Source organism: uncultured Pseudoxanthomonas sp., from assembly GCF_947498795.1.
In the GTDB taxonomy this organism is placed as follows: domain Bacteria; phylum Pseudomonadota; class Gammaproteobacteria; order Xanthomonadales; family Xanthomonadaceae; genus Pseudoxanthomonas_A.
The window spans coordinates 321,247-342,421 of record NZ_CANMLQ010000001.1 but is presented as its reverse complement, the minus strand read 5'-3'; the positions used below and the strand labels follow the sequence as shown (position 1 = coordinate 342,421).

Below are 21,175 nucleotides of genomic sequence, written 5' to 3'. Positions count from 1 at the left end.
TGGATTTTCAGCTAACATTTTCTCCTCTGTCGCGCGCCGGAACCCTGCCACCGGTAGCCATGGGAATGGTTCGCATCGGCGGAAGAATCGCGCGGTCACCGCCGCCGTGGCGCACCCTCGTTCTGGTGCAGGCTCAGCACGTTGCCATCGGGGTCGAGAAAATCCAGCGACAGTCCGCCATCGGGCGATTCGCTGACCGGCACCACGATGTCCACGCCCTTCGCAGCCAGCGCTTCCGCGTGGTCATCGATGCCCCCGTCCAGGCTGAAGACGACGACTGGCGATTCGCCTGCGCGCGCAGGCCGTGGAATGAGCACCAGGGCGAGTTCGCCCACCTCGCCCATCGCGAACGGCCCGTCATGCCCGTCCATCGCGGCGATGGGCAGGCCCAGGGTGTCGCGATAGAAGCCAACCGACCGGGCCAGGTCGGAAACGAAGAACACGATGGCGCCTACCTTGCAGTGTCCGAGCATGGGATGTCCTCCTGTGTGATTCCCTTCCGTACGTTGCCGCGGGAAGGCGAAGTGTGAGCACCGGCATCGATCAGGATCAGATGACCGTCCGGATCATGCGTACCCAGCCCCTCGCCCGCCTGCATGGCCGCCTTCAGCGCGCGCCGGGCGAGGCCGAAGGCGAGGTCCACGCTGCGCGCCGGATCGCGCTGGTGCGCGAGCGCGATGCTTTCCGCACGCGCTGCCGGCGACTGTGCGGCGAGCGCCTTGCGGATGCGGGTCAGGCGCTGGCGGAAAGCGGTCGGTTCGATGCGCAGGATCCAGCGGATCTCGTCCGCCGACAGGCCATGCAGCGCGAGTATCGCCAGCCTGCGTGCGGAGGGCGGCAACGCGGCCAGCCACGGCGGGCAGGCGGTGGAACCGCTGGTGAGGCCGTGTGGCGACGGGCTTTCTTCGCTGCCGGCCAACAGGCCCGCCTCGGCCTCGCGCCGGCGGCGACGTCCGGCGGCGCGGGCAGCCATCGCGGCCTGGTTGCGCACGACACCCGACAGCCATGGCAGATCGTGCCGCCCGGCCAGCAGTCCCGCGAGCAACGCCTCCTGCACCAGGTCGTCCGCTTCATGCGCGCGCCGGCACAACCGCAACGCCTGCGCACGGAGGGCGCGATAGTCCTCGTGCGTCAGCGTGGCTTCGCTCCCGCCCGGTGCCGCCGGCATCAGGCCTCCTGGTAGATCGCGGTGCCCCGCGTGCCGTCCGGCAACACCCATCCGCGGTACATGCCACGCGTGTTGAGCACCAGCGATACATTGCCATCGGTATCCAACGCGATGGCGCCGCCGTCGCCGCCATGCTGCGGGACATCGCCGAGGACGACATCCTCCACCGCATCCTGGAGGCGATCGCCCCGGTAGGCGACCCGTGCCGCGATGTCGTGGGCGACCGCGTTGCGGATGTAGAACTCGCCCCACCCGCTGCACGAGACGGCGCAGCGCGCATCGGCCCAGGTCCCGGCGCCGATCACCGGCGAATCGCCCACCCGGCCCCAGCGCTTGTTGGTCATGCCGCCGGTCGACGTCGCAGCCGCGACGTGCCCGCGACTGTCCAGGGCCACCGCACCGACCGTACCGAAGTAGCGTCCGCGCAGATCGTCGTTGCCGTTCCACGCCTGCTGCTCGCGCTGCTGCGCGTCCCGCAACTGCATGCGCCGCGCCTCGGTCGAGAACCAGCCGTTCGGCACGCGTTCGATGCCGGGCTGCGTATCGGCGAACTGCTCCGCTCCATCGCCGATCAGGAAGACATGCGGGGAATCCTCCAGCACGCGCCGCGCCAAGCGCACCGGATGACGCACCGTCATGACGCCGGCCACCGCGCCCGCGCGACGATGGCGCCCGTCCATGATCGACGCATCGAGCTCGTGCCGGCCCTCGGCGGTGAACACCGCGCCGCGACCGGCGTTGAAGTAGGGAGAATCCTCCAGCACCGTCACCGCGACTTCCACCGCATCCAGCGCGCTGCCGCCCGTGGCGAGGATGGCGTGCCCGACATCGAGCGCACGCGCGAGGTCGGCGTGGATCGCGGCTTCGGCCTCGGCGCCAAGGCTGCCCCGTTCGATGACGCCGGCGCCTCCATGGATCGCCAATGCAAGCGGCCGGCGGGAGGAATGCGGGCTCATGGCGCGGGACCGGTGGGCACGACGGGCACCCAGCATACTCCCGCGACCGCAGCGCACCAGCCCCCGACGGCCTATTGCGAGCGCAGCGCCTCGATCGGGTCAAGCTGCGAGGCCTTGCGCGCCGGGTAGTAGCCGAAGAACAGGCCGGTGGCGATCGAGAAGCCGGCCGCCAGGCCGATGACCTGCCCGTTCAATGCCACCGGCAGTTCGCTGAACTGGCCGACCAGCAATGCACCGGCCACGCCGATGACGATACCCAGCACGCCGCCGCCCAGCGACAGCAACATCGCCTCGGCGAGGAATTGCCGGCGAACGTCGCCGGGTCCCGCACCTACCGCCATCCGCAGGCCGATCTCGCGGATGCGCTCGGTCACCGACACCAGCATGATGTTCATGATGCCGATGCCGCCCACGATCAGTGAAATGGTCGCCACCGCGCCGAGCAGCAGCGACATCAGCTTGGTCGTGGCCGTGCGCGTGGCGACGATCTCGGAAATGTTGCGGACGTTGAAGTCGTCCTCTTCGCCCGGGTTGATCTTGTGCCGCTGGCGCAGCAGCGCTTCCACCTCGCCCTGCACGTAACTCAGGTCCTTGGCATCGGCCACCGTCAGCGCCACCTGCATCACGGCGCCCGGCGGCAGGCCCATCGACCCGAGCAGGCGCCGGCGCGCGGTTTCCAGCGGAACCATCATCACGTCGTCCTGGTCCTGGCCGAAGCCCCCCTGCCCCTTCGGCGCCAGGGTACCCACGACGGTGAACGGCACGCGCCCGAGGCGCACGGTCTGGCCGACGCCGCTGTCCTCGCCGAACAGCGTGCGACGCACCGTCTCGCCCAGGATCACGACCTTGCCGGCGCTGGAGTAGTCCTGCGCATCGAAGCCCTCGCCATTGGCGACGACCCAGCCGTTGATGTCGAAGAAATCCGCCTGCACGCCCTGCCAGCTGGTCGATGCGTTGTTCTCCGCGAACACGATCTGCGTATTGCCCCGCAACGCACCGGCCACGTACTGCACTTCCGGGATCTCGTTGCGGATCGCCTCCACGTCGCCTTCCTTCAGCGTGTAGAAGCTGCTGGAACTCATGCGTACGCCACCGCCGCCGGGACCGCGGCCCGCGCCCGGGCTGATGTCCAGGCGCTGCGAGCCCAGGCCGGAGACCAGCTTGTCGATTTCCGCCTGCGTGCCCTGGCCTACCGACACCATGACGATGACGGCGGCGATGCCGATGATGACCCCTAGCGAGGTCAGCGCGCTGCGCATCCAGTTGCCGCGCAACGCATGCAGCGCGGTGCGCAGGATGTCGGAGAACTTCATGGCCGGCCTCCCGCATGGTCCAGGTCTTCGTGCAGTTCGCCATCGCGCATCACCAGGATGCGGTCGGCATGCGCGGCGACTTCGGCGTCGTGGGTGATCAGGATGACGGTGTGGCCGTCGTCGCGCAGGCGCTTGAACAGCGAAAGGATCTCTTCGCCGGTCTTGCTGTCCAGCGCGCCCGTGGGTTCGTCGGCCAGCAGGATCGGGGGCTGGTTGATCAGCGCACGCGCAATGGCCACGCGCTGTTGCTGGCCACCCGACAGTTCGTTGGGACGGTGGCAGGCGCGCTCGGCCAGGCCGACGGCGGCCAGCGCCTGGCGCGCGCGCTCGGCACGTTCGCCGGGGGGTACCTGCGCATAGCCTAGCGGCATCGCCACGTTCTCCAGCGCGGTCATGCGCGGCAGCAGGTGGAAGCCCTGGAACACGAAGCCGATCTTCTCGCGGCGGAGGATCGCCAGTTGTTCGGCATCCAGCGTCGCCACGTCGATGCCGTCGCATAGATAGCGCCCGTCGCTGGGCGTGTCCAGGCAGCCGATCAGGTTCATCAGCGTGGACTTGCCCGAGCCTGACGGTCCCATGATCGCGACGAAATCGCCGCGGTCCACGCGCATGTCCACGCCGCGAAGCGCGACGACCTCCGCCTCGGTCCCGGCGGAATACACCTTGCCCAGCGCGTGCGTCTGGATGACCGGCACGCGGTCGCCGGCAGTCGCGGACGGCATGCTCATTCCTTCGCGCGCTCGCCCACGACCACCACGTCGCCTTCCTTCACCGGGCCGGATACTTCCGTGCTGGTGCCGTCGCTGGCACCCACGCGCACCTGCACCATCTCCGGCTTGCCGTCGACCAGCTTGTAGACGGGCGCGCGCTTGGCCGTGAGCAATGTGCGCAGCTCGCCATCCCAGCGCTGCTTCTGCGCGTCATCCAGGGTGGCGCGGAACGGGGCGAAATCCTGCTGCATGCGTTCGGCCATGCGCTGGCGCATCTGCGCCTGCATCGCGCCGCCGCCCCCCGCATTTCCACCCGAACGCGGGCCGCCGCCCGGTCCCCCGAACATGCTGGCACCCCCGCGCTGCTGCGCCTGTGCCATGCGCGCCGCCTGGCGTTCGCGCAACGCCGTCAGTGCCGCATCGAAGGCGGCCTGCTGCCCGGGCTTCAGCTGCAGGCTTCCTGCAACGCGCACGAGGTCGTCGCTGATGCCGCCACCGCGGTTCTGCCCACCCTGGGGCGCCGCCTGCGCCGTCGCGGAGGCGTTGGCCTGCTCGCCGGTCGGCTTGTAGCGCAGCGCGGCGTTGGACACCTTGAGGATGTCGTCGCGCTTGCTGACCTCGATCTCGGCGTTGACGGTCAGCCCGGGCAGCAGCGTGCCGTCGCTGTTGTCCACGCTGACGACCACCGGATAGGTCACCACGTTGCTGGTGGTGGTGGCGGACAGGCGCACTTGTTGAACCTCGCCACGGAACTGGCGGTCGGCGAACGCGTCGACGGTGAAGGACACCGCCTGTCCCACCTTGACCTGGCCGATGTCGGCCTCGTCGACAGCCAGCTCGATCTTCATCTTCGACAGGTCTTCGGCGATGGTGAACAGCTCCGGCGCCTGCAGGCTGGCGGCCACGGTCTGGCCCGGCTCGATGGTGCGCGTCAGCACCACGCCATCCACCGGCGAGCGGATGACGGTACGGTCGAGGTTGACGCGGGTGGTCTGCGTGGACGCCGTCTGCTGGCGGATCTGCGCCTGCGCCGCATTGACCTGCGCGCGTGCCTGGTCGCGCGACGCGCGCGCCAGGTCGACGTCGCTCTGCGCGACCAGCTTCTGTCGGCCGAGGTCGGCCTTGCGGGTGTAATCGAGTTCGGCGTTCGCCAGCGTGGCCTGCGCCTGCTTCAGGCTGGCCTGCGCGTTGGCGATCTGGGCATTGCCCTGTTCGATCTGGGCTTCGTACGTGCTCGGATCGATGCGTGCCAGCACCTCGCCCTTCTTGACCTCGCTGTTGTAATCCACCAGCACGTCGGTGACCTGGCCGGAGATCTGGCTGCCGACGGTCACGGTGGAGATGGCGCTCAGCGTGCCGGTGGCCGAGATGGCCACGCGGATGTCGCCGCGTTCGATGGTGGCGGTGCGATAGGCGCTCTCGGCACCCTCGGCCTTGCGCGAGGTCCAGTACCAGGCGCCCGCACCGACGAGGGCGATGACGGCGACCCCAACCAGGATCCTGGGCAACGGGGAAGGCTTGCGGGGGGCAGTGCGTGCAGGCTGGCTCATGCAGTGAGTCGGCTCGGAAGAGGGGGAGTCGGAAGGGGGAACGCGCCGGAGGCCGCGGCGTTGACAGCGTGCGGTACCGATCGGTTCCCGTATAGCTTACGGAACGAAGCGGATCGTGGCCGTGGTGCCGCGCCCCAGCTCGCTGTCCAGCTCGATCTTCCAGCCGAAGCGTTCGCACAGCCGGCTGACGATGGACAGGCCCAGTCCGCTGCCGTGCGGACGCGAGGGGTCGGCACGATAGAAAGGTTCGAACACGCGGGTCATCGACTCGGCCGACATGCCGATGCCGCTGTCCCGCACGACCACCCGGTCGGGCTCCAGCAGCACGTCGATGCGGCCGCGGTCGGTGTAGGCGCAGGCATTGCGCAGCAGGTTGCTGACCACGACCTGGAACACCCGCGGCGGCGCATGCAGCCGCGGGCGCGCGTGCAGCGTGACCTCCAGGTCGACCGGCTTGTTGAGCAGGAGCGTGCGTGCGTTTTCGGCCTCGTCCATGACGATGTCGGCCACGTCGAAGTCTTCGCTCTGCGGTTCAACCTCGGCTTCGCGCGCGAGGATCAGGAAGGCATCGATCACCGCCTCCATGTCGCGGCCGGCGCGCTGGATGCGCTGCAGGGCGCGGGCCACGCGTGGCGGCGCATCTTCCGCCATGCCCATGTCGGTGGCCACGCGGATGACGGTCAGCGGCGTGCGCAGTTCATGACTGGCGTCGCGGGTGAAATCGCGCTCGCGCGCCACATGCGCGGTGACGCGCTGGGCCAGGCCGTGCAGCGCCGAGGCCAGCTGGCGGGCCTCACCCTGCACGTCGCTCGGCAGGCGTTCGGGCGCCAGCGCGCTGACATCCGGGCGGCGCGGATCCCATTCCGCCACCTGCCGTGCCAGCCAACTGACCGGCGACACCAGGCGTTTGGAGGCGCGGTAGGTCAGCCACGACACCAGGTAGATGGCCACCAGGGTCATGATGATCGGCACGGTGCCGAAGTAGAAGGCCAGACGCTCGGCCTGCGAACGCAGGAACACCAGGTACAGGCGGCCCTGCGGTTGCTCGTCGACGAGCACCAGCAGGTCGTCGTCCTTCAATTCGTGGAAGCCCGGACGGAGATCGCGCAGGTTTTCCGGCAGCACTAGGTTGGAGTGCCCCTTCAGCACCAGGTAGCCGCGCAGGTTGAAGGTGTTCGGTGGCGGCTGCGCGGTACTGGCGCTGTAGAGCTCCCAGAAGTGCCCGGCCTCTTCCTGCAGCGCGGTGTTCATCAGGCTGTGCTTGATGACCGCGGAGATCACGTACACGCCCAGCACGATGGCCAGGCTGACCATGACGGCCTGCAGGATGAAGGCGATCCTGAGTTTGCGGGGCAGGCCGTGGCGCATGGGCAGTCGTCGGGCGGAGGCAGGAAGATGCCGCGCGCCGACGGTCCGGTCAGCCGATGTCGGCGATGCGGTAGCCCGCGCTCTGCACGGTGTGCAGCAGCGGCTTGTCGAACGGTTTGTCGATCACCTTGCGCAGGTTGTAGAGGTGGCTGCGCAGCGTGTCCGAATCGGGCAGGCCATTGCCCCAGATCTCGCGCTCGATCTCCTGGCGCGTCACCACCCGCGGCGATTCGCGCATAAGGATGGTCAGCAGGCGCAGGCCGATGGGCGAGAGCATCAGCTCGGTGCCGCCGCGCGTGGCACGCATGCTGACCGGGTCCAGCACCAGGTCGGCGACCTTCAGCACCTCGGCTCCCACCTGGCGCCGTTCGCGGCGGATCAGCGCGCGCAGGCGCGCTTCCAGTTCCTGGATCGCGAACGGCTTGGTCAGGTAGTCGTCCGCACCGGAACTCAGGCCGGTCAGCTTGTCGTCCAGCGTGTCGCGCGCGGTCAGCATCAGCACCGGCGTGGACTTGCGTGCCTCGGTGCGCAGGCGCTTGCAGACTTCCATGCCGTCCAGCCGCGGCAGCATCAGGTCCAGCACCAGCACGTCGTAGCTGTTCTCCACCGCCAGGCGATACCCGTCCAGGCCGTCAGTGGCGTAGTCGACTTCAAAGCCGCGGCCTTCCAGATATTCCCCGATCATCTCGGAAATGTTGCGGTTGTCTTCCACCACCAGCACCAGACCCGCGGTTTCCTGACTGTGTCGCATGACAACTCCTTGAGAGGCTTCAGGTTTGTGAAGCTACCGGGCCACCGGTAGACACCGCGTGAAGACGCCCTCTCCATTCAGCCGGCAGTTGGCATTACGCTTCGCGCTCCCCTCCCGACGGCCTTGCCATGATCGACCGCATCCTGCCCCTTTTCCTGCTGCTGGCCTCCAACGTTTTCATGACGTTCGCCTGGTATGGGCACCTGAAGTACAAGTCCTCGCCGCTGTTCGTGGCGATCCTGGCCAGCTGGGGCATCGCGTTCTTCGAGTACACCCTGATGGTGCCGGCCAACCGGATGGGCAGCACGGTGTACTCGGTCGTGCAGCTGAAGACCATCCAGGAGGTCCTGACCCTGCTGGTCTTCGCCGGCTTCAGCACCTGGTATCTGGGCCAGCCGCTGAAGTGGAACCACTACGCTGCCTTTGCCCTGATCGTGGGTGCGGCGTTCCTGATGTTCTACGAATGAACCTGTAGGAAGAGGATCAGAACCGGATCTTGCCGGTGAGGATGTCCTTGAACATCACCCAGTCGCCGGCGAAGGAATAGAACGGATGCTTGAAGGTTGCGGGCCGGTTCTTCTCGAAGAAGAAGTGGCCGATCCAGGCGAAGCCATAGCCGCAGAACAACGCGGCGAGCAGCCACCACGCGTTGCGCTCGACGATGGCCATCGCCAGCAGCGCCAGCACACCGCAGCTGCCGATGAAGTGCAGGCGCCGCGACGTGCGATTGCTGTGCTCGTCGAGATAGAACGGATAGAACTCGCGGAAGCTGGCGAAGCGGCTCATGTCCCCTCCCACAAGGTCAGGCGGCGCGTGGCGAGAACATGATCACCGCCATGCCGGCCAGGCACAAGCCGGCGCCCAGCAGGTCCCAGCGCGTCGGCTTCACGGCATCGACCGCCCACAGCCAGAAGATCGCCGTCGTGATGTAGACGCCGCCATACGCGGCGTAGACGCGGCCCGAGGCCGTGGGGTGCAGCGTCAACAACCAGGCGAACAATGCCAGGCTCGCCGCGGCCGGCACCAGCAGCCAGGCGCTGCCGCCCTTGCGCAGCCACAGGTACGGCAGATAGCAGCCGATGATCTCGGCCACCGCGGTGACGAGGAACAGCAGCAGGGTCTTCATGCGGCAAGCCTAACGCAGGCGCGGGTCACACCGGGTTCCGCTCCGTGGCTTTCACCCGCGTCCACAGCGCTTCCTGTGCTTCGAGGTCCAGCGCGGACATCGTGGTGCCTTCCGCGGCGGCGATCGCCTCCATCGCGCGGAAGCGGCGTTCGAACTTCAGGTTGGCCCGGCGCAGCGCGCTGCCGACATCCACCTTCGCGTGCCGGGCGAGGTTGGCGGCGACGAACAGCAGGTCGCCGATCTCGTCCTCCAGCCGCGCATCGCGCTCCGGCGAGGGTGCGGCGGCGAGCTCGACGCGGACTTCGTCGATCTCTTCGTGCAGCTTGTCGATCACCGGCGCGGTGCCCGGCCAGTCGAAACCCACGCGCGCCGCACGCGCCTGCAGCTTCACTGCGCGCTGCCATTCCGGCAGCCCGCGCGACACGCCGGCCAATGCGGATGCATCTTCCTCGCCGGCGGCCTTCCGTTCGGCGGCCTTGATGGCCTCCCAGTTGACGGTCTGCGCCTCGGCATCGGCGAACGAGGCCTCGCCGAATACATGCGGATGGCGGCGCACCATCTTGTCGCAGATGGCGGCGACGACATCGCCGAACGCGAAGGCGCCCTGCTCCTGCGCCATCTGCGCATGGAAGACGACCTGCAGCAGCAGGTCGCCAAGCTCGTCCTTCAGGGCCGGCAGGTCGTGCCGGTCGATCGCGTCGGCGACTTCGTAGGCTTCTTCCACCGTGTACGGCGCGATGGTGGAAAAATCCTGCTCCAGGTCCCAGGGGCAACCGCCATCGGGATCGCGCAGCCGGGCCATGATGGCCAACAGCCGCGCGATGTCGCCGTCAGGCGATGCGGGCGTGCCCATTCGCGTCGTCCTGCGCCAGCGCCAGCCACGTGCGCCATGGCAGCGTCATGTCGCCCAGCGCAACGAAGTCGCCATTGAGCAGCGTCTCGCGGCGGTTGTAGCGGAACGCACGGCCATCCGGCGCCAGCAGTGCGCCGCCCGCGGATTCCAGCACGCATTGCGCGGCGGCGGTATCCCACTCGCTGGTCGGTCCGAAACGCGGATAGACGTCCAGGGCACCTTCGGCGATGCGGCAGAACTTGAGCGAGGAACCGAGCGCGACGTCTTCGATCGTCCCCATGCCGTCGAGGAAGGCCTGCGTGCGCGCGTCGCGATGGGACCGGCTGGCCGCCACTTTCAGCGTGCCGGTGGCCGGCGCCCGCGTGCGGATCTGCGCATCCACGTCGCCGACGCGGCGGTAGGCGTTCCGCCCCTGCCGCGCGTGCCATGTCTCGCCGCCGACCGGCGCATGGACCACGCCGAAGATGGGCTCGTTCTGCTCGATCAGTGCGATGTTGACGGTGAATTCGCCGTTGCGCTTGATGAACTCGCGCGTGCCGTCGAGCGGATCCACCAGCCAGTAGGTCGGCCACTGGCTGCGCTCGGCCCACGGGACGTCGGCGGCTTCCTCGGACAACACAGGCCATTGCGGGGTCAGGCGGCGCAGGCCGTCGATGATCACCTGGTGGGCGGCCATGTCGGCGGCGGTCAGCGGGCTGTCGTCGCTCTTGTGCTGCACGTCGATGGCGTTCTCGTACACCGCCATGATGGCGAGGCCCGCTTCGCGGGCGATGACGATGACGGCTTCGTGCAGGTCTGCGGTCATGCGGCTCATGTCCGCTCTTTCAACCATTCGCGGGCGATGAACAACGCCGCAAGCGAACGGCCTTCCGAAAAATCCTCGCGCAGCATCAGCTGGTCGAGGTCTTGCAACTTCCAGGGCACTACTTCCAACTCCTCGGGTTCATCCCCCGGCAGGCGCTCGGGGTACAGGTCTCTCGCCACCACCAGCCAGGACTGGTGGCTCATGTAGGTGGGCGCCAGGGTCAGGGCGCGCAGCACGTCCAAGCGGTGCGCGCCGAAACCGGCTTCTTCCTTCAGCTCGCGGTCCGCGGCCTGTTCGGGCGTCTCGCCCGCATCGATCCGGCCCTTCACCAAGCCCAGTTCGTAGCGGTGCATGCCGGCGGCGTACTCGCGCACCAGCAGCACCGTGTCGTCGTCCTGCATCGGCACCACCACCACGGCGCCATGGCCCTGCGAGCGCAGGCGGTGGTAGCGGCGGCGCTCGCCGTTACTGAACTCCAGGTCCAGCTCTTCGACGTGGCGATCCGGCCCGTCGGCGCGCTGGGTGATCCCATGGATGGTGGGAAGGCGGCTCATGCGACGGCGCACGTTCCGCCCGTTCCACGCGGAGCGTGGCGACGGCAGGGGGTGGTGCCCGATATCATGGGGGGATGCGACAACAGGATCATCAAGCGGGAATGCTAGCAGAGGCGGACCACTGGCGTGCCCGTGATCTGTCCGTGCTGTGGCATCCCTGCACGCAGATGCGTGAACACCCGCACACCTTGCCGCTGGTCCCGATCGCCCGGGGCGAGGGCGCGTGGCTCATCGGCCAAGACGGATCGCGCTACCTGGACGCGGTGAGCAGCTGGTGGACCAACCTGTTCGGCCACGCCGAGCCTAGGATCAGTGCCGCCATCGCGGCCCAGGCCGGCGTACTCGAACAGGTGATGCTGGCCGGCTTCACCCATGCGCCGGCGATCGAACTGGCCGAACGGCTGCTGGCGGTGGCGCCGCGGCAGGCGGGTCGCGCGCCGCTGGCCAAGGTTTTCTACGCGGACAACGGTTCGTCCGGCGTGGAAGTGGCGCTGAAGATGGCGTTCCACTGGTTCCACAACCGCGGCGACCACCGGCGCACGAAGTTCATCGCGCTGGAAAACGGCTACCACGGCGAAACGCTCGGCGCGCTCGCGGTCGGCGACATTCCGCTGTACCGCCGCGTGTATGCGCCGTTGTTGACGGAGGCCGTGTTCGCGCCCTCGCCCGATGCCTACCTGGCGCACCCCGGGGAATCGCCGGCCGACTGCGCCGCGCGTGCTGCCGACGCGCTGGGCAGGCTGCTGGAGCAGCATGCGGGCGAGGTCTGTGCCGTGATCGTCGAGCCACGCGTGCAGTGCGCGGGCGGCATGCGCATGCACCACGCCGACTACCTGACTCGCGTTCGTGAACTGTGCGATGCCAGCGGCGCGTTCCTGATCGCCGACGAGATCGCGGTCGGCTTCGGGCGTACCGGCACGCTGTTCGCCAGCGAACAGAGCGGCGTGCTGCCCGACCTGCTGTGCCTGTCGAAGGGATTGACCGGCGGCTTCCTGCCGCTGGCCGCGGTGCTGGCCACCCAGGCGCTCTACGATGGCTTCCTGGACGATTCGCGCGAACGCGCGTTCCTGCATTCGCACAGCTATACCGGCAATCCCCTGGCTTGCGCCGCTGCGCTGGCATCGCTGGACATCTTCCGCAGCGACGACGTGCTGGCGCGCAACCGCCGCACGGCCCACGCGATGGCCGCGCTCGCCGCACCGCTGGCGTCGCACCGGCATGTGGCCGACGTGCGACAGGCCGGCATGATGCTCGCGTTCGAACTCACCCAGGACGGCGACAAGGCGACACCCTTCCCCGCCGCGGCACGTATCGGGCTGAAGGCGTACCGGGCCGCGCTCGCACGCGGCGTGGTGCTGCGCCCCTTGGGCGACGTGCTGTACTGGATGCCGCCCTACTGCGTGGACGAGGATGCCCTGCAACTCCTCGCCGACGTCACCCGCCACGCCATCGACGAGGCCACGTCATGCGACTGACCCGCTGCCACGTCGATGCCGGCCTGGCGGTCGGCACGTCGATCGCCCTGCCCGACGCCTCAGCCAACCATCTTGCCCGCGTACTGCGCCTGCGCGAGGGCGACGGCTGCGTGTTGTTCAATGGCGACGGACGCGACTACGACGCGCGCATCGCCGCGATCAGCAAGCGGGGCGTACTGGCCGACGTGGTCGGTGCGCATGACGTCGACAACGAGTCGCCGCTGCGCGTCAGCCTGCTGCAGGGCATCGCGCGCGGCGAGAAGATGGACCTGATCCTGCAGAAGGCGACCGAGCTGGGCGTGGCCTCGGTCATCCCGGTGATGGCCGAGCGCACCGAAGTGAAGCTCGATGCCGAGCGCACGGAAAAGCGCATGGCGCACTGGCGCAGCGTCATCGCCTCGGCCTGCGAACAGAGCGGCCGTGCGCGCCTGCCGTCGCTGGCGGTACCCACGGCGCTGGGCGACGCGGCACAGGCGGTCGATCATGGGACGACGAAGCTGACGCTGGACCCGACCGGCGACGTGTCGCTGGCCACGGTGAAGATCGATGCAGCTGCGGTCGTGGTCGCGATCGGGCCGGAAGGCGGCTGGTCGCCGCGCGATCGCGACACGCTGTCGGCGGCGGGCTTCATCGGGCTCCGTCTCGGCCCGCGCATCCTGCGCACCGAAACGGCCGGGCTCGCCGCCATCGCCGCACTGCAGTCGCGCTTCGGCGACCTGTAAGAAGCCACGCCGACGAGAAAACTTCAGGCGCGGCCCAGGGCCGCTCCTGCAGATAGCGGGGTACGTCAGGCCACGCTGGCCAGCGCGTCGCCGATCATCGTTTCGACCACTTCCAGGTCGGGCAGTACGGCGGCTTCATCACCGAGCAGCACGCGGACTTTCACCCCGACGGGGAGATCCTCCTCGGTCGCATCGGCCAGCAGGCCGTCGCGCGGTACCGACACCAGCCGCGGGAAGGACGGCGTCAGCAGGGCGAAGTACGGGCGATCCTTGTCGCCGCTCAACGCCTTGAGCACGACGATCTTGCTGTTCAGCGCGACCGGCTCGCTCGCGTTGCCGGTCAGGCGCCCGAAGGCGACCAGCGGCACGGCCCAGCCGTGCCAGTCGATCCGTCCCGGCAACCAGCCGGGCATGTCGGCAACCGGCTCGACCGGCGCGCGTGTCAGCACTTCCGCCACGGTGGCATTGGGCAGCAGCAACCGGTACTCGCCCGCCTGGATCAGGACGCCGCGGATTTCGTCGTTGGAATGGGCCATCGTGTGTCCTTCAGAACCAGCGGTCGGTCAGGCGCTGCGCGAGTTGCGCGGGGGTGCCCAGTTCGGCGCCGCGGGCGGCCAGCGCCTTCGGTGCGGCAGGGTCGTAGCAGCCCTCCTGCGACTGGCCCATGACCAGGGCACCCTCCTTGCCGAGCGCCGCCGCCGCATCCACCAGTCCGGTGTCGCTGCCGCTGAGCAGCAACACCGCGCTGTCTTCCGGCGGCAATTGGGGAATCGTGGCCTGGATCGCGTCGCCGGGACGGAAGCCCACGGCGCCGGCATCGACGAACGGCACGACGTCGCCAGGCAGCACGTAGACGTGCCCGGCGTCGGCGGCCTTGCCTGCTTCGGCGAGCAGCACCGGCATGTGCGACACCCGCTCCATCTGCCGCACCAGATTGTCGTAACGGCCGCCATCCAGGCGCAGGTGCACCATCACCGGCTTGGGAAAGCCGGTCGGGAGATCGGCCAGCAACTTGCGCACGGCGTCGGGTCCCCCGATGCCGGCGAATACGAGCACCGCGCCCTGCACGCGCGTCGCGCCTGCAGATGCGCCATCCAGCGGTTCGAGCTCCAGGGTCGAGAGATCGAAGGTGGACTTGGACACGGACGCAGGCAAGGGCGGCGGAACCGCAGCGGGCAACTCGGGCAGCGGCGGCGGCGTCTGCGGGAGGTCGGATTCGGATTGCGGCGACGCCGCGCGCAGCCAGTCATCGACGTCGACGACCTGCTCGTTCCCCTCGCGTACCTGCAGGCCGCCGGTATAGGCGAAATCGTCGCTCGGCAGTTCCAGCGCCATGTCGGCCGCTTCCTCCACGTGCAGGGAAATCTCTGCCCCTTCGTGCAGTTGCGCCGGCGTTACCGGCAATCCCGGTTCGAGCTGCAGGCCCACGTCTTCTTCCCGACCGGGCGGCAGCACGTCGCGATGGCCATGCAGCTTGGCAGCCAAGTGGCGCGCCCAGCGCTGGGCCTCCCAGCCCTGGCGCTTGGCGGCCAGATCGGCCTCGTCGAAGATCACGGCGACGGCCGGGTCATGCAAGACGCTGTCGAAGCGCTCGAGGCTGTCCTCGATGGCCGGCTCCAGCGCCACCAGCACCACCTGCGGCGCACTGTTGCCGAGCGCGTCGGCGTCGAGGGCGTTGGGGTCGTCTTCCAGCACGATCTCGGCGCCGGCGTCGTGCAGCGCCACGCGCAGGCGCTCGCGCGCCTCGCCCGGGCGCGCCAGCAGGGCTACGCGTTTGGCTTCACTCACGGACACGGGCGATTCCCAGCAGGTCGTACACGTTGCGCATCAGATCGAGCTCCTGGTAGGGCTTGCCCAGGTAGCGCTGCACGCCGATATCGAAGGCACGCTGGCGATGCTTGTCGCCGGTACGCGAGGTGATCATCACGATCGGCACGTCCTTGAAGCGTGGATCGGCCTTCATCGCGGTGGCCAGCTCGTAGCCATCCATGCGCGGCATCTCGATATCGAGCAGCATCAGGTCGGGTACGCGCTCTTCCAGCTTCTCCAGCGCTTCGACGCCGTCGCGCGCGGCGCTGACCTCGAAGTTGTGGCGTTCCAGCACGCGGCTGGTGACCTTGCGCATGGTCAGCGAGTCGTCGACCACCATCACCAGCGGCACCCGGCGCTGTTCCACCGCCGGCGCCTGCGCTGCAGGCTCCTGCGGCTGCGCCAGGTGGCGGCGCACCAGCGGTGCCGCATCCAGGATCACCACCACGCTGCCGTCGCCGGTGATCGTGGCGCCGTAGATGCCGGGGATGGAGGAGATCTGCGGGCCGACCGGCTTGACCACGATCTCGCGGTTGCCGAGCACCTGGTCCACCGCCACGGCGGCACGCAGGTCGCCGGAGCGCACGAGCAGCAGCGGCACCTGCGGCTGGCCTTCGGCCTTGGCGGCACCCTGCCCGACCAGATGGCCCAGGTTGTACAGCGGGTAGTCTTCGCCGGCGTAGTGGTAGCTGCCGGCACCGGCGCTGAAGCGGGCGTGGCTGATGCGGCCGATACCGCTGACCGCCGCCACCGGCACCGCGAACTGCGTTTCGCCGATCTGCACGAACACCGCCTGGCTGACCGCCAGCGTCTGCGGCAGGCGCAGGGTGAACGTGGCGCCCTTGCCGGGCACGGAACTGATTTCCAGCGAACCGCCGAGCTGGCGCACTTCGTTGTAGACCACGTCCATGCCGACGCCGCGACCCGCCAACTGGCTGACCTTGTCGGCGGTACTGAAGCCGGGCTCCAGGATCAGGCGGTCCAGCGCGCTGTCGGGCAATACGGCGCCCGGTTGCAGCAGGCCGCGCTGCTCGGCGCGCTTGCGGATGGCGTCGCGGTTCAGGCCGGCGCCGTCGTCGGACACCTCCAGCACCATTTCCGATCCCTCGCGGCGCAGTGCGACGTGCACGGTGCCTTCTTCCGGCTTGCCGGCCTTGCGCCTTTCCTTCGGTGTTTCCAGGCCATGCGCCACGGAGTTGCGCAGCAGGTGTTCCAGCGGCGCGGTCATGCGGTCCAGCACGTTGCGGTCCATTTCGCCGTGCGTACCGGAGAACTGCAGGCTGACCTGCTTGTGCGTCTCGGTGGCCGCCTGGCGCAGCACGCGGCGCAGGCGCGGCACGATGCCTTCGAACGGCAGCATGCGCGCACGCATCAGGCCATCCTGCAGCTCCGAGCTGACGCGCGACTGCTGCTGCAGCAGGCTGTCGTACTGGCGCGCGAGATCGTCCAGCACGCCCTGCAGGCCACTGATGTCGGCGGCCGACTCGGCCAGCGCGCGGCTGAGCTGCTGCAGCGTGGAGAAGCGGTCCAGCTCCAGCGGATCGAACGTGGGATCCTGCTTGTCGTGCTCGCGCTGGTAACGGGCGACGATCTGCGCTTCCGTTTCCAGGTCGAGACGACGCAGCTGGTCGTGCATGCGGATGTTGGTGCGGTCGAGCTCGGCCATGGCACCGCGGAACGCGCCCAGCTGCTGCTCCAGGCGCGCGCGGTAGATCGCTACCTCGCCGGCGTTGTTGACCAGGCGGTCGAGCAGGTCGGCGCGCACGCGAACCTGTTCCTGCTGGCCCACCGGGAAGAACTCTTCCTCCACCGGCGCGGCGGCCTCGGTATCGATCGGTGCCGACAGCGGCGCGAGTTCGATCGGCGCAGCGGGCGCGTCGGGGACGACGGGCGCATCCGGCAGCTCGATGCCGCGGGCGCGCGCGTTGAACTCGGCGATCATGCCGTCGGGGATCGAGACCGCGCGGCGCGCGGTGACGCGGGCCAGTTGCCCGTGCAGCGTATCGAAGCCGCGTTCCAGCAACTGGATGGCGCGGCGGTCCAACTCCGTGCGCTGGCCCGCGATCGACTCGAGCATCGTCTCGATCGCATGCCCCAGGTCGCCGACGGCATGGATGCCGGCCATGCGAGCGCCGCCTTTCAGCGTGTGCAGGTCGCGCTGCAGGCTGGTGATGAGCGCGCGGTCTTCCGGGGTTTCACGCAGCTTGGCGATCAGGTCGTCGGCGTGGTCGAGCAGGTCGTTGCCTTCCTCGACGAAGATCTCGACCAGGTCCAGGTCGAGACCGGTCAGGTCGAGGGCCTCTTCCGGCTCCGGCATGTCGGCGGGTGCACTGGTCACGGCAGACTCCTCGGCTTCGACGGAGGCAACGGCTTCGACATCCAGCGGCGCCGGTTCCGGCGCCTCGGCCACCTCGACGGTGTCGTCGAAGCCGGCATCCGCGGCTTCGGCCACGGTCGTGTCCTCGACGACGGCGTCCTCCGCGGAGGCAGGCACGTCGCCCCCGTCCACGGCGATCGCATCGGAGGCAGGCGCCTCATCCGTCACGGCACTGCCGGCGAAGTCCACAGCGATTCCGGCATCGTCGGACGGCACGTGCGACGGATCGACCGTCTCGACAGCATCGTCCGCCATCGCGCTGTCGTCCTCGATTGCGGTCGGAACCTCGGCTTCGTCGGCGATCCCCGCCGATGCGGTCGTGGCATCGGCCGCGTCGATGTCGGTCAGGGCGAGGTCGTCCGCCGTCGCGGCTTCTTCAGGCGTCGACGCCGGCACGGCGTCATCGGCCGCCTCGGCACCTTCATCCGCGGCCTGCGCCCCGTCGGTTTCGGCGAGGAAGGCCGGCAGATCGCCATCGACCGTCAGCGCATCGTCTTCGACGCCGGGCACTGCCTCGTCGGCGGCCGGCGCCGGTGCGTCCGTGATGACCGGCTCCACTTCATCGGCCGCCGGCTCGACGCCTTCTGCGGCAGCCTCGAGCGAAAGCTCAGGCTCGCCGATGGCCATGTCGGTCTGTTCGATGGCTGCCGGCGCATCCGTGGCGAGCGCCTCGACCGGTGCCGGTGCACCCTCCACATCCGCGGCCCGCGTGCGGGGCAGGATGCGGTAATCGATGTCGTAGAACGTCTTGACGTCCTGTTCGACGGGCGTGGGCGCGTCATGCGCCTCGACCGGCGCGAGGGTGTCGGTGTGCTCGTCGGAAGCAGGCAGGGACAGGTCGTCGGATGCTCCGCCCTGCTGCGACGTCGCGGCAGCGGATTCGCCAGCGCCCTGCAACGTCTCGCTGTCGAGGTATGCCGACAGGTCGAGCGCCGCCAGTTCGATGTCGGACGGCGACACCGGCGCGGCCGTGGTCTGGCCGACGTACGTGCCCTGCTGGGTGTCGTCGACGATCTGCGCCCCGTGGCGTACATCGGGCAGGCTGTCGCCCAGCGCGCGCAACTGGCCTGCCAGTGCGGCGAACACGGGGATGCGCGGCGACGGAGCCTGCAACGCGGCGACGCTGCGGCGGATCGCCTGCGCGGTATCGGCCAGTGCGGCGACACCTTCCGGCGTGGGCGTTTCGCCCGCGGCCAGCAGGCGCTTGACGTACTGTTCGGCCGGCGCGGTGACCTGGGTGATCTCGGGCACGTCGGCCATCGCCAGCGCACCGTTCATCGTGTGGATGGCGCGCAGCAGGTCTTCGCTGACCGGCGTGGCCTCCATCTGGGCCTTCTGCAGCCAGTGGTCGACGGTATCGAGGTGGTTGTCGACTTCGGCCTCGAGGATTTCGCGGAGCACGGCGTCGACCGATGCCGGGGTTCCCTCGGTTTCCGGCTCGAACACGGCTGGCGCGTCGTCCGCGAAGGTGGCCGGCGGCGCGACGGAGGCGGGTTCGACGAAGTCGGCCTCGTCGCCGAGGACCGGCGGTTCCGCGCTGTAGTAGGCGTCTTCGCCCGCCGCCAGCCGGTCTGCCACGTCCTGCAGGCCGGCCAGGTCCGCCGTCACGCTGCCCTGGCCGCGCAGCGCGGCATTGAGTTGGGGCAACGCGTCGCAGGCCTGCTCCAGCAGGACTTCGACGGCGTGACTGGGCGCGCGCGTGCGGTCGAGCACGCGGTTGAGCATGTTCTCGACCTTCCAGCTGAATTCGCCGAGCGTCTTGGCGCCGACCAGACGGCCGCTGCCCTTCAGCGTGTGGAAGACGCGGCGGATCGGCCGCAGGCGTTCGAGGTCTTCGGTATTGCTGCGCCAGGCCGGCAGCAGCTGCCGGAGGTTGACGATCTCTTCGTCGAATTCCTCGAGGAACACCTCGCGGATGTCGTCGTCGATGTCGGTGGTATCGCCGTCGAAACCGCCTACGACGGCAGCCGGCATGGCGGCCGCTGCGGCAGCGATCTCGTGGCGCAGGTCGGGCAGCGCGTCGGCGTCGGCGTCGGTGTCCGACACGGCAACGGGCGCTTCGGGCATCCCGGGCAGTGCGTCGGCCGGCGCATCCGCCGTGGCGACCTCTTCGCTGTCGACGGTCGGTTCCACCCCTGCCGGGGCGACTTCGATCGTCGGTGCCTCGACGCTGTCGGCTTCCTCGAAGCCGACGGGATCGAACGGGTTCGCCCCGGCATGCGGTGCTGGTGCAGGCGCGGCATCGACCGGCTCGAGCGACAGCTCGCCGAACGACGGGAGCGCGGGTGCGTCGACAGCGGGTGGCGGCACCGGCAATGCCTCGGCCGCGGGCGCGGCGGCGGGCGTCTCGGCGACGACGGTCTCGGCGGGCAGCGGCCAGTAGCGCAGGGCTTCCAGGCTGCCGCGGGTGATCTCGAGGATGTCCTCGCGGTTGGGACGCCGCTCGCGCAGCGCCTCCAGGTAGTACTCCAGGCTGGCCATCGCATCGGCCAGCGTGTCCAGCTGCTGGCCGCCCGGTACGCGTTTCTTGCCGATCAGCTCGCCGCTGACGTAGCGCTTCACGCCGACCACGTAGTCGCCGGCCTGGCCCAGCTCGAGCATGCGCAGGGCACCAGCCACTTCGTCCAGCAGCCGCGGCACCTCCGCCAGTTCGGCGTGATCCCAGTTGGTCTCGATGAACGCGACGAAGCGCTCGCGCGCGCCGGCGAAATTGATGATGGCTTCCTGCGCCAGCACTTCCACCGTGCGCTGCGACTCGGCCGCGCTGGGGTCCGGGCCGGCATCGCCACCGCTGCCCAGGCGCGCGACCTGGTCGTCCAGCGATGCGTCGACATAAAGCAGGGCACCGGCCACGTCGAGCAGCGTGCCTTCGTCGGCGGGACGCGTCCCGGCCACGACCTCGCGCAGCGTGTCGCGCTGCTGCATGACCACGTCACGGGCCACGCCCAGGCCCATCATGCCGAGCGTATCGCCGACATTGCCCAGTTCGGTGACCTGCGATTCCAGTTCGTGCGCGTCGCTGCCGGTGCGCAGGTGCAGGTCGAGCGCGTCCTTGACGCGCAGCAGTTCTTCCTTGACCGCATTGCCGACGGTGTCGAGCAGCTCGCGGTTGCGGCCACTGAGGCTGCTGCGCGCGTGGTCGATCTCGGCCTCGCTTGGCGCCGCATCGTCGCGCGACCCCGGCGGGAACAGCATGCTTTCGTTGAGCCCGGACGCGCCACGCGCCGCGCGGATCTCGTTGAGCAACGGCAGCAGCACGATCGGGATGTCGCGATGGCCTTCCTGCAGCCGCTCCAGATAATCCGGCAACAGCACGGCGCCGCGCATCAGCGTGGAGCATGCTTCGTCGCGATCGCCTGCGCTGCCGTCCTGCAAGGCCTTGGCCAGCAGTTCGAGCTCCTCGGCCACCATCGCCGGCGCATACAACTCCACCATGCGCAGGGTGCCCTGCACCTGGTGCAGGTAGCCGGCGCAGAAGCGCATGCGGCTGGTGTCGGCGGGCGCCTCGACGAACGCCTCGATTTCCTGGCGCACCTGGCGCAGGGTCTCGTCGAGTTCGGGCTTCACCCAGCCGAGCACGGCGTGGCTCATGGCTTCGCGCAGCGCGCTCATGGGCGGGCTCCCGCGGCGACGAGGGA

General features: G+C 69.1%; 19 protein-coding genes. 3 read left to right on the top strand and 16 right to left on the bottom strand.

The annotated features are described in order from the left end of the window. Nucleotides 1-95: 95 nt before the first annotated feature. The 8 genes from Q0907_RS01530 to Q0907_RS01495 all read right to left on the bottom strand — a co-directional run bounded on the left by Q0907_RS01530 (nucleotide 96) and on the right by Q0907_RS01495 (nucleotide 7,816). Complete coding sequence (locus Q0907_RS01530; RefSeq protein ID WP_296282752.1) at nucleotides 96-473, bottom strand: VOC family protein; 378 nt, start codon at nucleotides 471-473, stop codon at nucleotides 96-98. After that, the gene (locus Q0907_RS01525; protein WP_299340854.1) at nucleotides 452-1,168 is read right to left on the bottom strand and encodes a sigma factor; all 717 of its coding nucleotides are present in this window, start codon (nucleotides 1,166-1,168) and stop codon (nucleotides 452-454) included. Before Q0907_RS01525 ends, Q0907_RS01530 begins: the two co-directional genes overlap by 22 nt. After that, a complete protein-coding gene (locus tag Q0907_RS01520) occupies nucleotides 1,168-2,124 on the bottom strand; it encodes an isoaspartyl peptidase/L-asparaginase (RefSeq protein WP_299340851.1) in 957 nt (318 codons plus the stop codon). The genes Q0907_RS01525 and Q0907_RS01520 overlap by 1 nt, the downstream gene beginning before the upstream one ends. Before the next feature lie 71 nt (nucleotides 2,125-2,195). Then, the gene (locus Q0907_RS01515; protein WP_299340848.1) at nucleotides 2,196-3,437 is read right to left on the bottom strand and encodes an ABC transporter permease; all 1,242 of its coding nucleotides are present in this window, start codon (nucleotides 3,435-3,437) and stop codon (nucleotides 2,196-2,198) included. Next, the gene (locus Q0907_RS01510; protein WP_299340845.1) at nucleotides 3,434-4,159 is read right to left on the bottom strand and encodes an ABC transporter ATP-binding protein; all 726 of its coding nucleotides are present in this window, start codon (nucleotides 4,157-4,159) and stop codon (nucleotides 3,434-3,436) included. The genes Q0907_RS01515 and Q0907_RS01510 overlap by 4 nt, the downstream gene beginning before the upstream one ends. Before the next feature lie 2 nt (nucleotides 4,160-4,161). After that, complete coding sequence (locus Q0907_RS01505) at nucleotides 4,162-5,697, bottom strand: efflux RND transporter periplasmic adaptor subunit (protein ID WP_299340842.1); 1,536 nt, start codon at nucleotides 5,695-5,697, stop codon at nucleotides 4,162-4,164. 96 nt (nucleotides 5,698-5,793) lie between these two features. Next, nucleotides 5,794-7,065: a HAMP domain-containing sensor histidine kinase gene (locus Q0907_RS01500; protein ID WP_296282758.1), complete on the bottom strand. Its 1,272-nt coding sequence runs from the start codon at nucleotides 7,063-7,065 to the stop codon at nucleotides 5,794-5,796. 49 nt (nucleotides 7,066-7,114) lie between these two features. Beyond that, nucleotides 7,115-7,816 carry a response regulator transcription factor gene (locus tag Q0907_RS01495; RefSeq protein ID WP_055940490.1) on the bottom strand — a complete coding sequence of 234 codons (702 nt, stop codon included), beginning with the start codon at nucleotides 7,814-7,816 and terminating at the stop codon, nucleotides 7,115-7,117. Nucleotides 7,817-7,944: 128 nt separating this feature from the next. Here Q0907_RS01495 and Q0907_RS01490 point away from each other — a divergent pair, with 128 nt between their 5' ends. Then, nucleotides 7,945-8,283, top strand: a complete 339-nt coding sequence (locus Q0907_RS01490; RefSeq protein WP_296282759.1) for a DMT family protein — start codon at nucleotides 7,945-7,947, stop codon at nucleotides 8,281-8,283. Nucleotides 8,284-8,299: 16 nt separating this feature from the next. Here the strand turns inward: Q0907_RS01490 and Q0907_RS01485 are convergent, their stop codons facing one another. Genes Q0907_RS01485 through nudE form a run of 5 tightly spaced genes read right to left on the bottom strand, consistent with a single transcriptional unit; the run spans nucleotide 8,300 to nucleotide 11,154 of the window. After that, nucleotides 8,300-8,602 (bottom strand): DUF962 domain-containing protein, encoded by a 303-nt coding sequence (locus Q0907_RS01485; protein WP_299340839.1) that lies wholly within the window; start codon nucleotides 8,600-8,602, stop codon nucleotides 8,300-8,302. Between the two features lie 16 nt (nucleotides 8,603-8,618). Then, on the bottom strand, nucleotides 8,619-8,942 hold the full coding sequence (locus Q0907_RS01480) for a YnfA family protein (RefSeq protein WP_299340836.1): 324 nt from the start codon (nucleotides 8,940-8,942) through the stop codon (nucleotides 8,619-8,621). 25 nt (nucleotides 8,943-8,967) lie between these two features. After that, nucleotides 8,968-9,795, bottom strand: coding sequence for a nucleoside triphosphate pyrophosphohydrolase (gene mazG / locus Q0907_RS01475; protein WP_299340834.1), 828 nt, complete (start codon nucleotides 9,793-9,795; stop codon nucleotides 8,968-8,970). Next, on the bottom strand, nucleotides 9,773-10,609 hold the full coding sequence (cysQ, locus tag Q0907_RS01470) for a 3'(2'),5'-bisphosphate nucleotidase CysQ (RefSeq protein ID WP_299340832.1): 837 nt from the start codon (nucleotides 10,607-10,609) through the stop codon (nucleotides 9,773-9,775). Before cysQ ends, mazG begins: the two co-directional genes overlap by 23 nt. Further along, nucleotides 10,606-11,154, bottom strand: coding sequence for an ADP compounds hydrolase NudE (gene nudE / locus Q0907_RS01465; RefSeq protein ID WP_299340829.1), 549 nt, complete (start codon nucleotides 11,152-11,154; stop codon nucleotides 10,606-10,608). The genes cysQ and nudE overlap by 4 nt, the downstream gene beginning before the upstream one ends. Nucleotides 11,155-11,228: 74 nt before the next feature. Between nudE and bioA the strand changes: the two genes are divergently transcribed. Together bioA and Q0907_RS01455 are read left to right on the top strand one after the other, a co-directional pair. Beyond that, nucleotides 11,229-12,629, top strand: a complete 1,401-nt coding sequence (gene bioA / locus Q0907_RS01460; protein ID WP_299340827.1) for an adenosylmethionine--8-amino-7-oxononanoate transaminase — start codon at nucleotides 11,229-11,231, stop codon at nucleotides 12,627-12,629. Then, complete coding sequence (locus Q0907_RS01455; RefSeq protein WP_299340825.1) at nucleotides 12,620-13,351, top strand: 16S rRNA (uracil(1498)-N(3))-methyltransferase; 732 nt, start codon at nucleotides 12,620-12,622, stop codon at nucleotides 13,349-13,351. Before bioA ends, Q0907_RS01455 begins: the two co-directional genes overlap by 10 nt. A 65-nt stretch (nucleotides 13,352-13,416) precedes the next feature. Here the strand turns inward: Q0907_RS01455 and Q0907_RS01450 are convergent, their stop codons facing one another. Genes Q0907_RS01450 through Q0907_RS01440 form a run of 3 tightly spaced genes read right to left on the bottom strand, consistent with a single transcriptional unit; the run spans nucleotide 13,417 to nucleotide 21,149 of the window. Beyond that, nucleotides 13,417-13,887, bottom strand: coding sequence for a chemotaxis protein CheW (locus tag Q0907_RS01450; RefSeq protein ID WP_299340823.1), 471 nt, complete (start codon nucleotides 13,885-13,887; stop codon nucleotides 13,417-13,419). Between the two features lie 10 nt (nucleotides 13,888-13,897). Beyond that, the gene (locus Q0907_RS01445; protein ID WP_299340821.1) at nucleotides 13,898-15,145 is read right to left on the bottom strand and encodes a chemotaxis protein CheB; all 1,248 of its coding nucleotides are present in this window, start codon (nucleotides 15,143-15,145) and stop codon (nucleotides 13,898-13,900) included. Next, nucleotides 15,132-21,149, bottom strand: a complete 6,018-nt coding sequence (locus Q0907_RS01440; protein ID WP_299340819.1) for an Hpt domain-containing protein — start codon at nucleotides 21,147-21,149, stop codon at nucleotides 15,132-15,134. The genes Q0907_RS01445 and Q0907_RS01440 overlap by 14 nt, the downstream gene beginning before the upstream one ends. Nucleotides 21,150-21,175 lie beyond the last annotated feature (26 nt).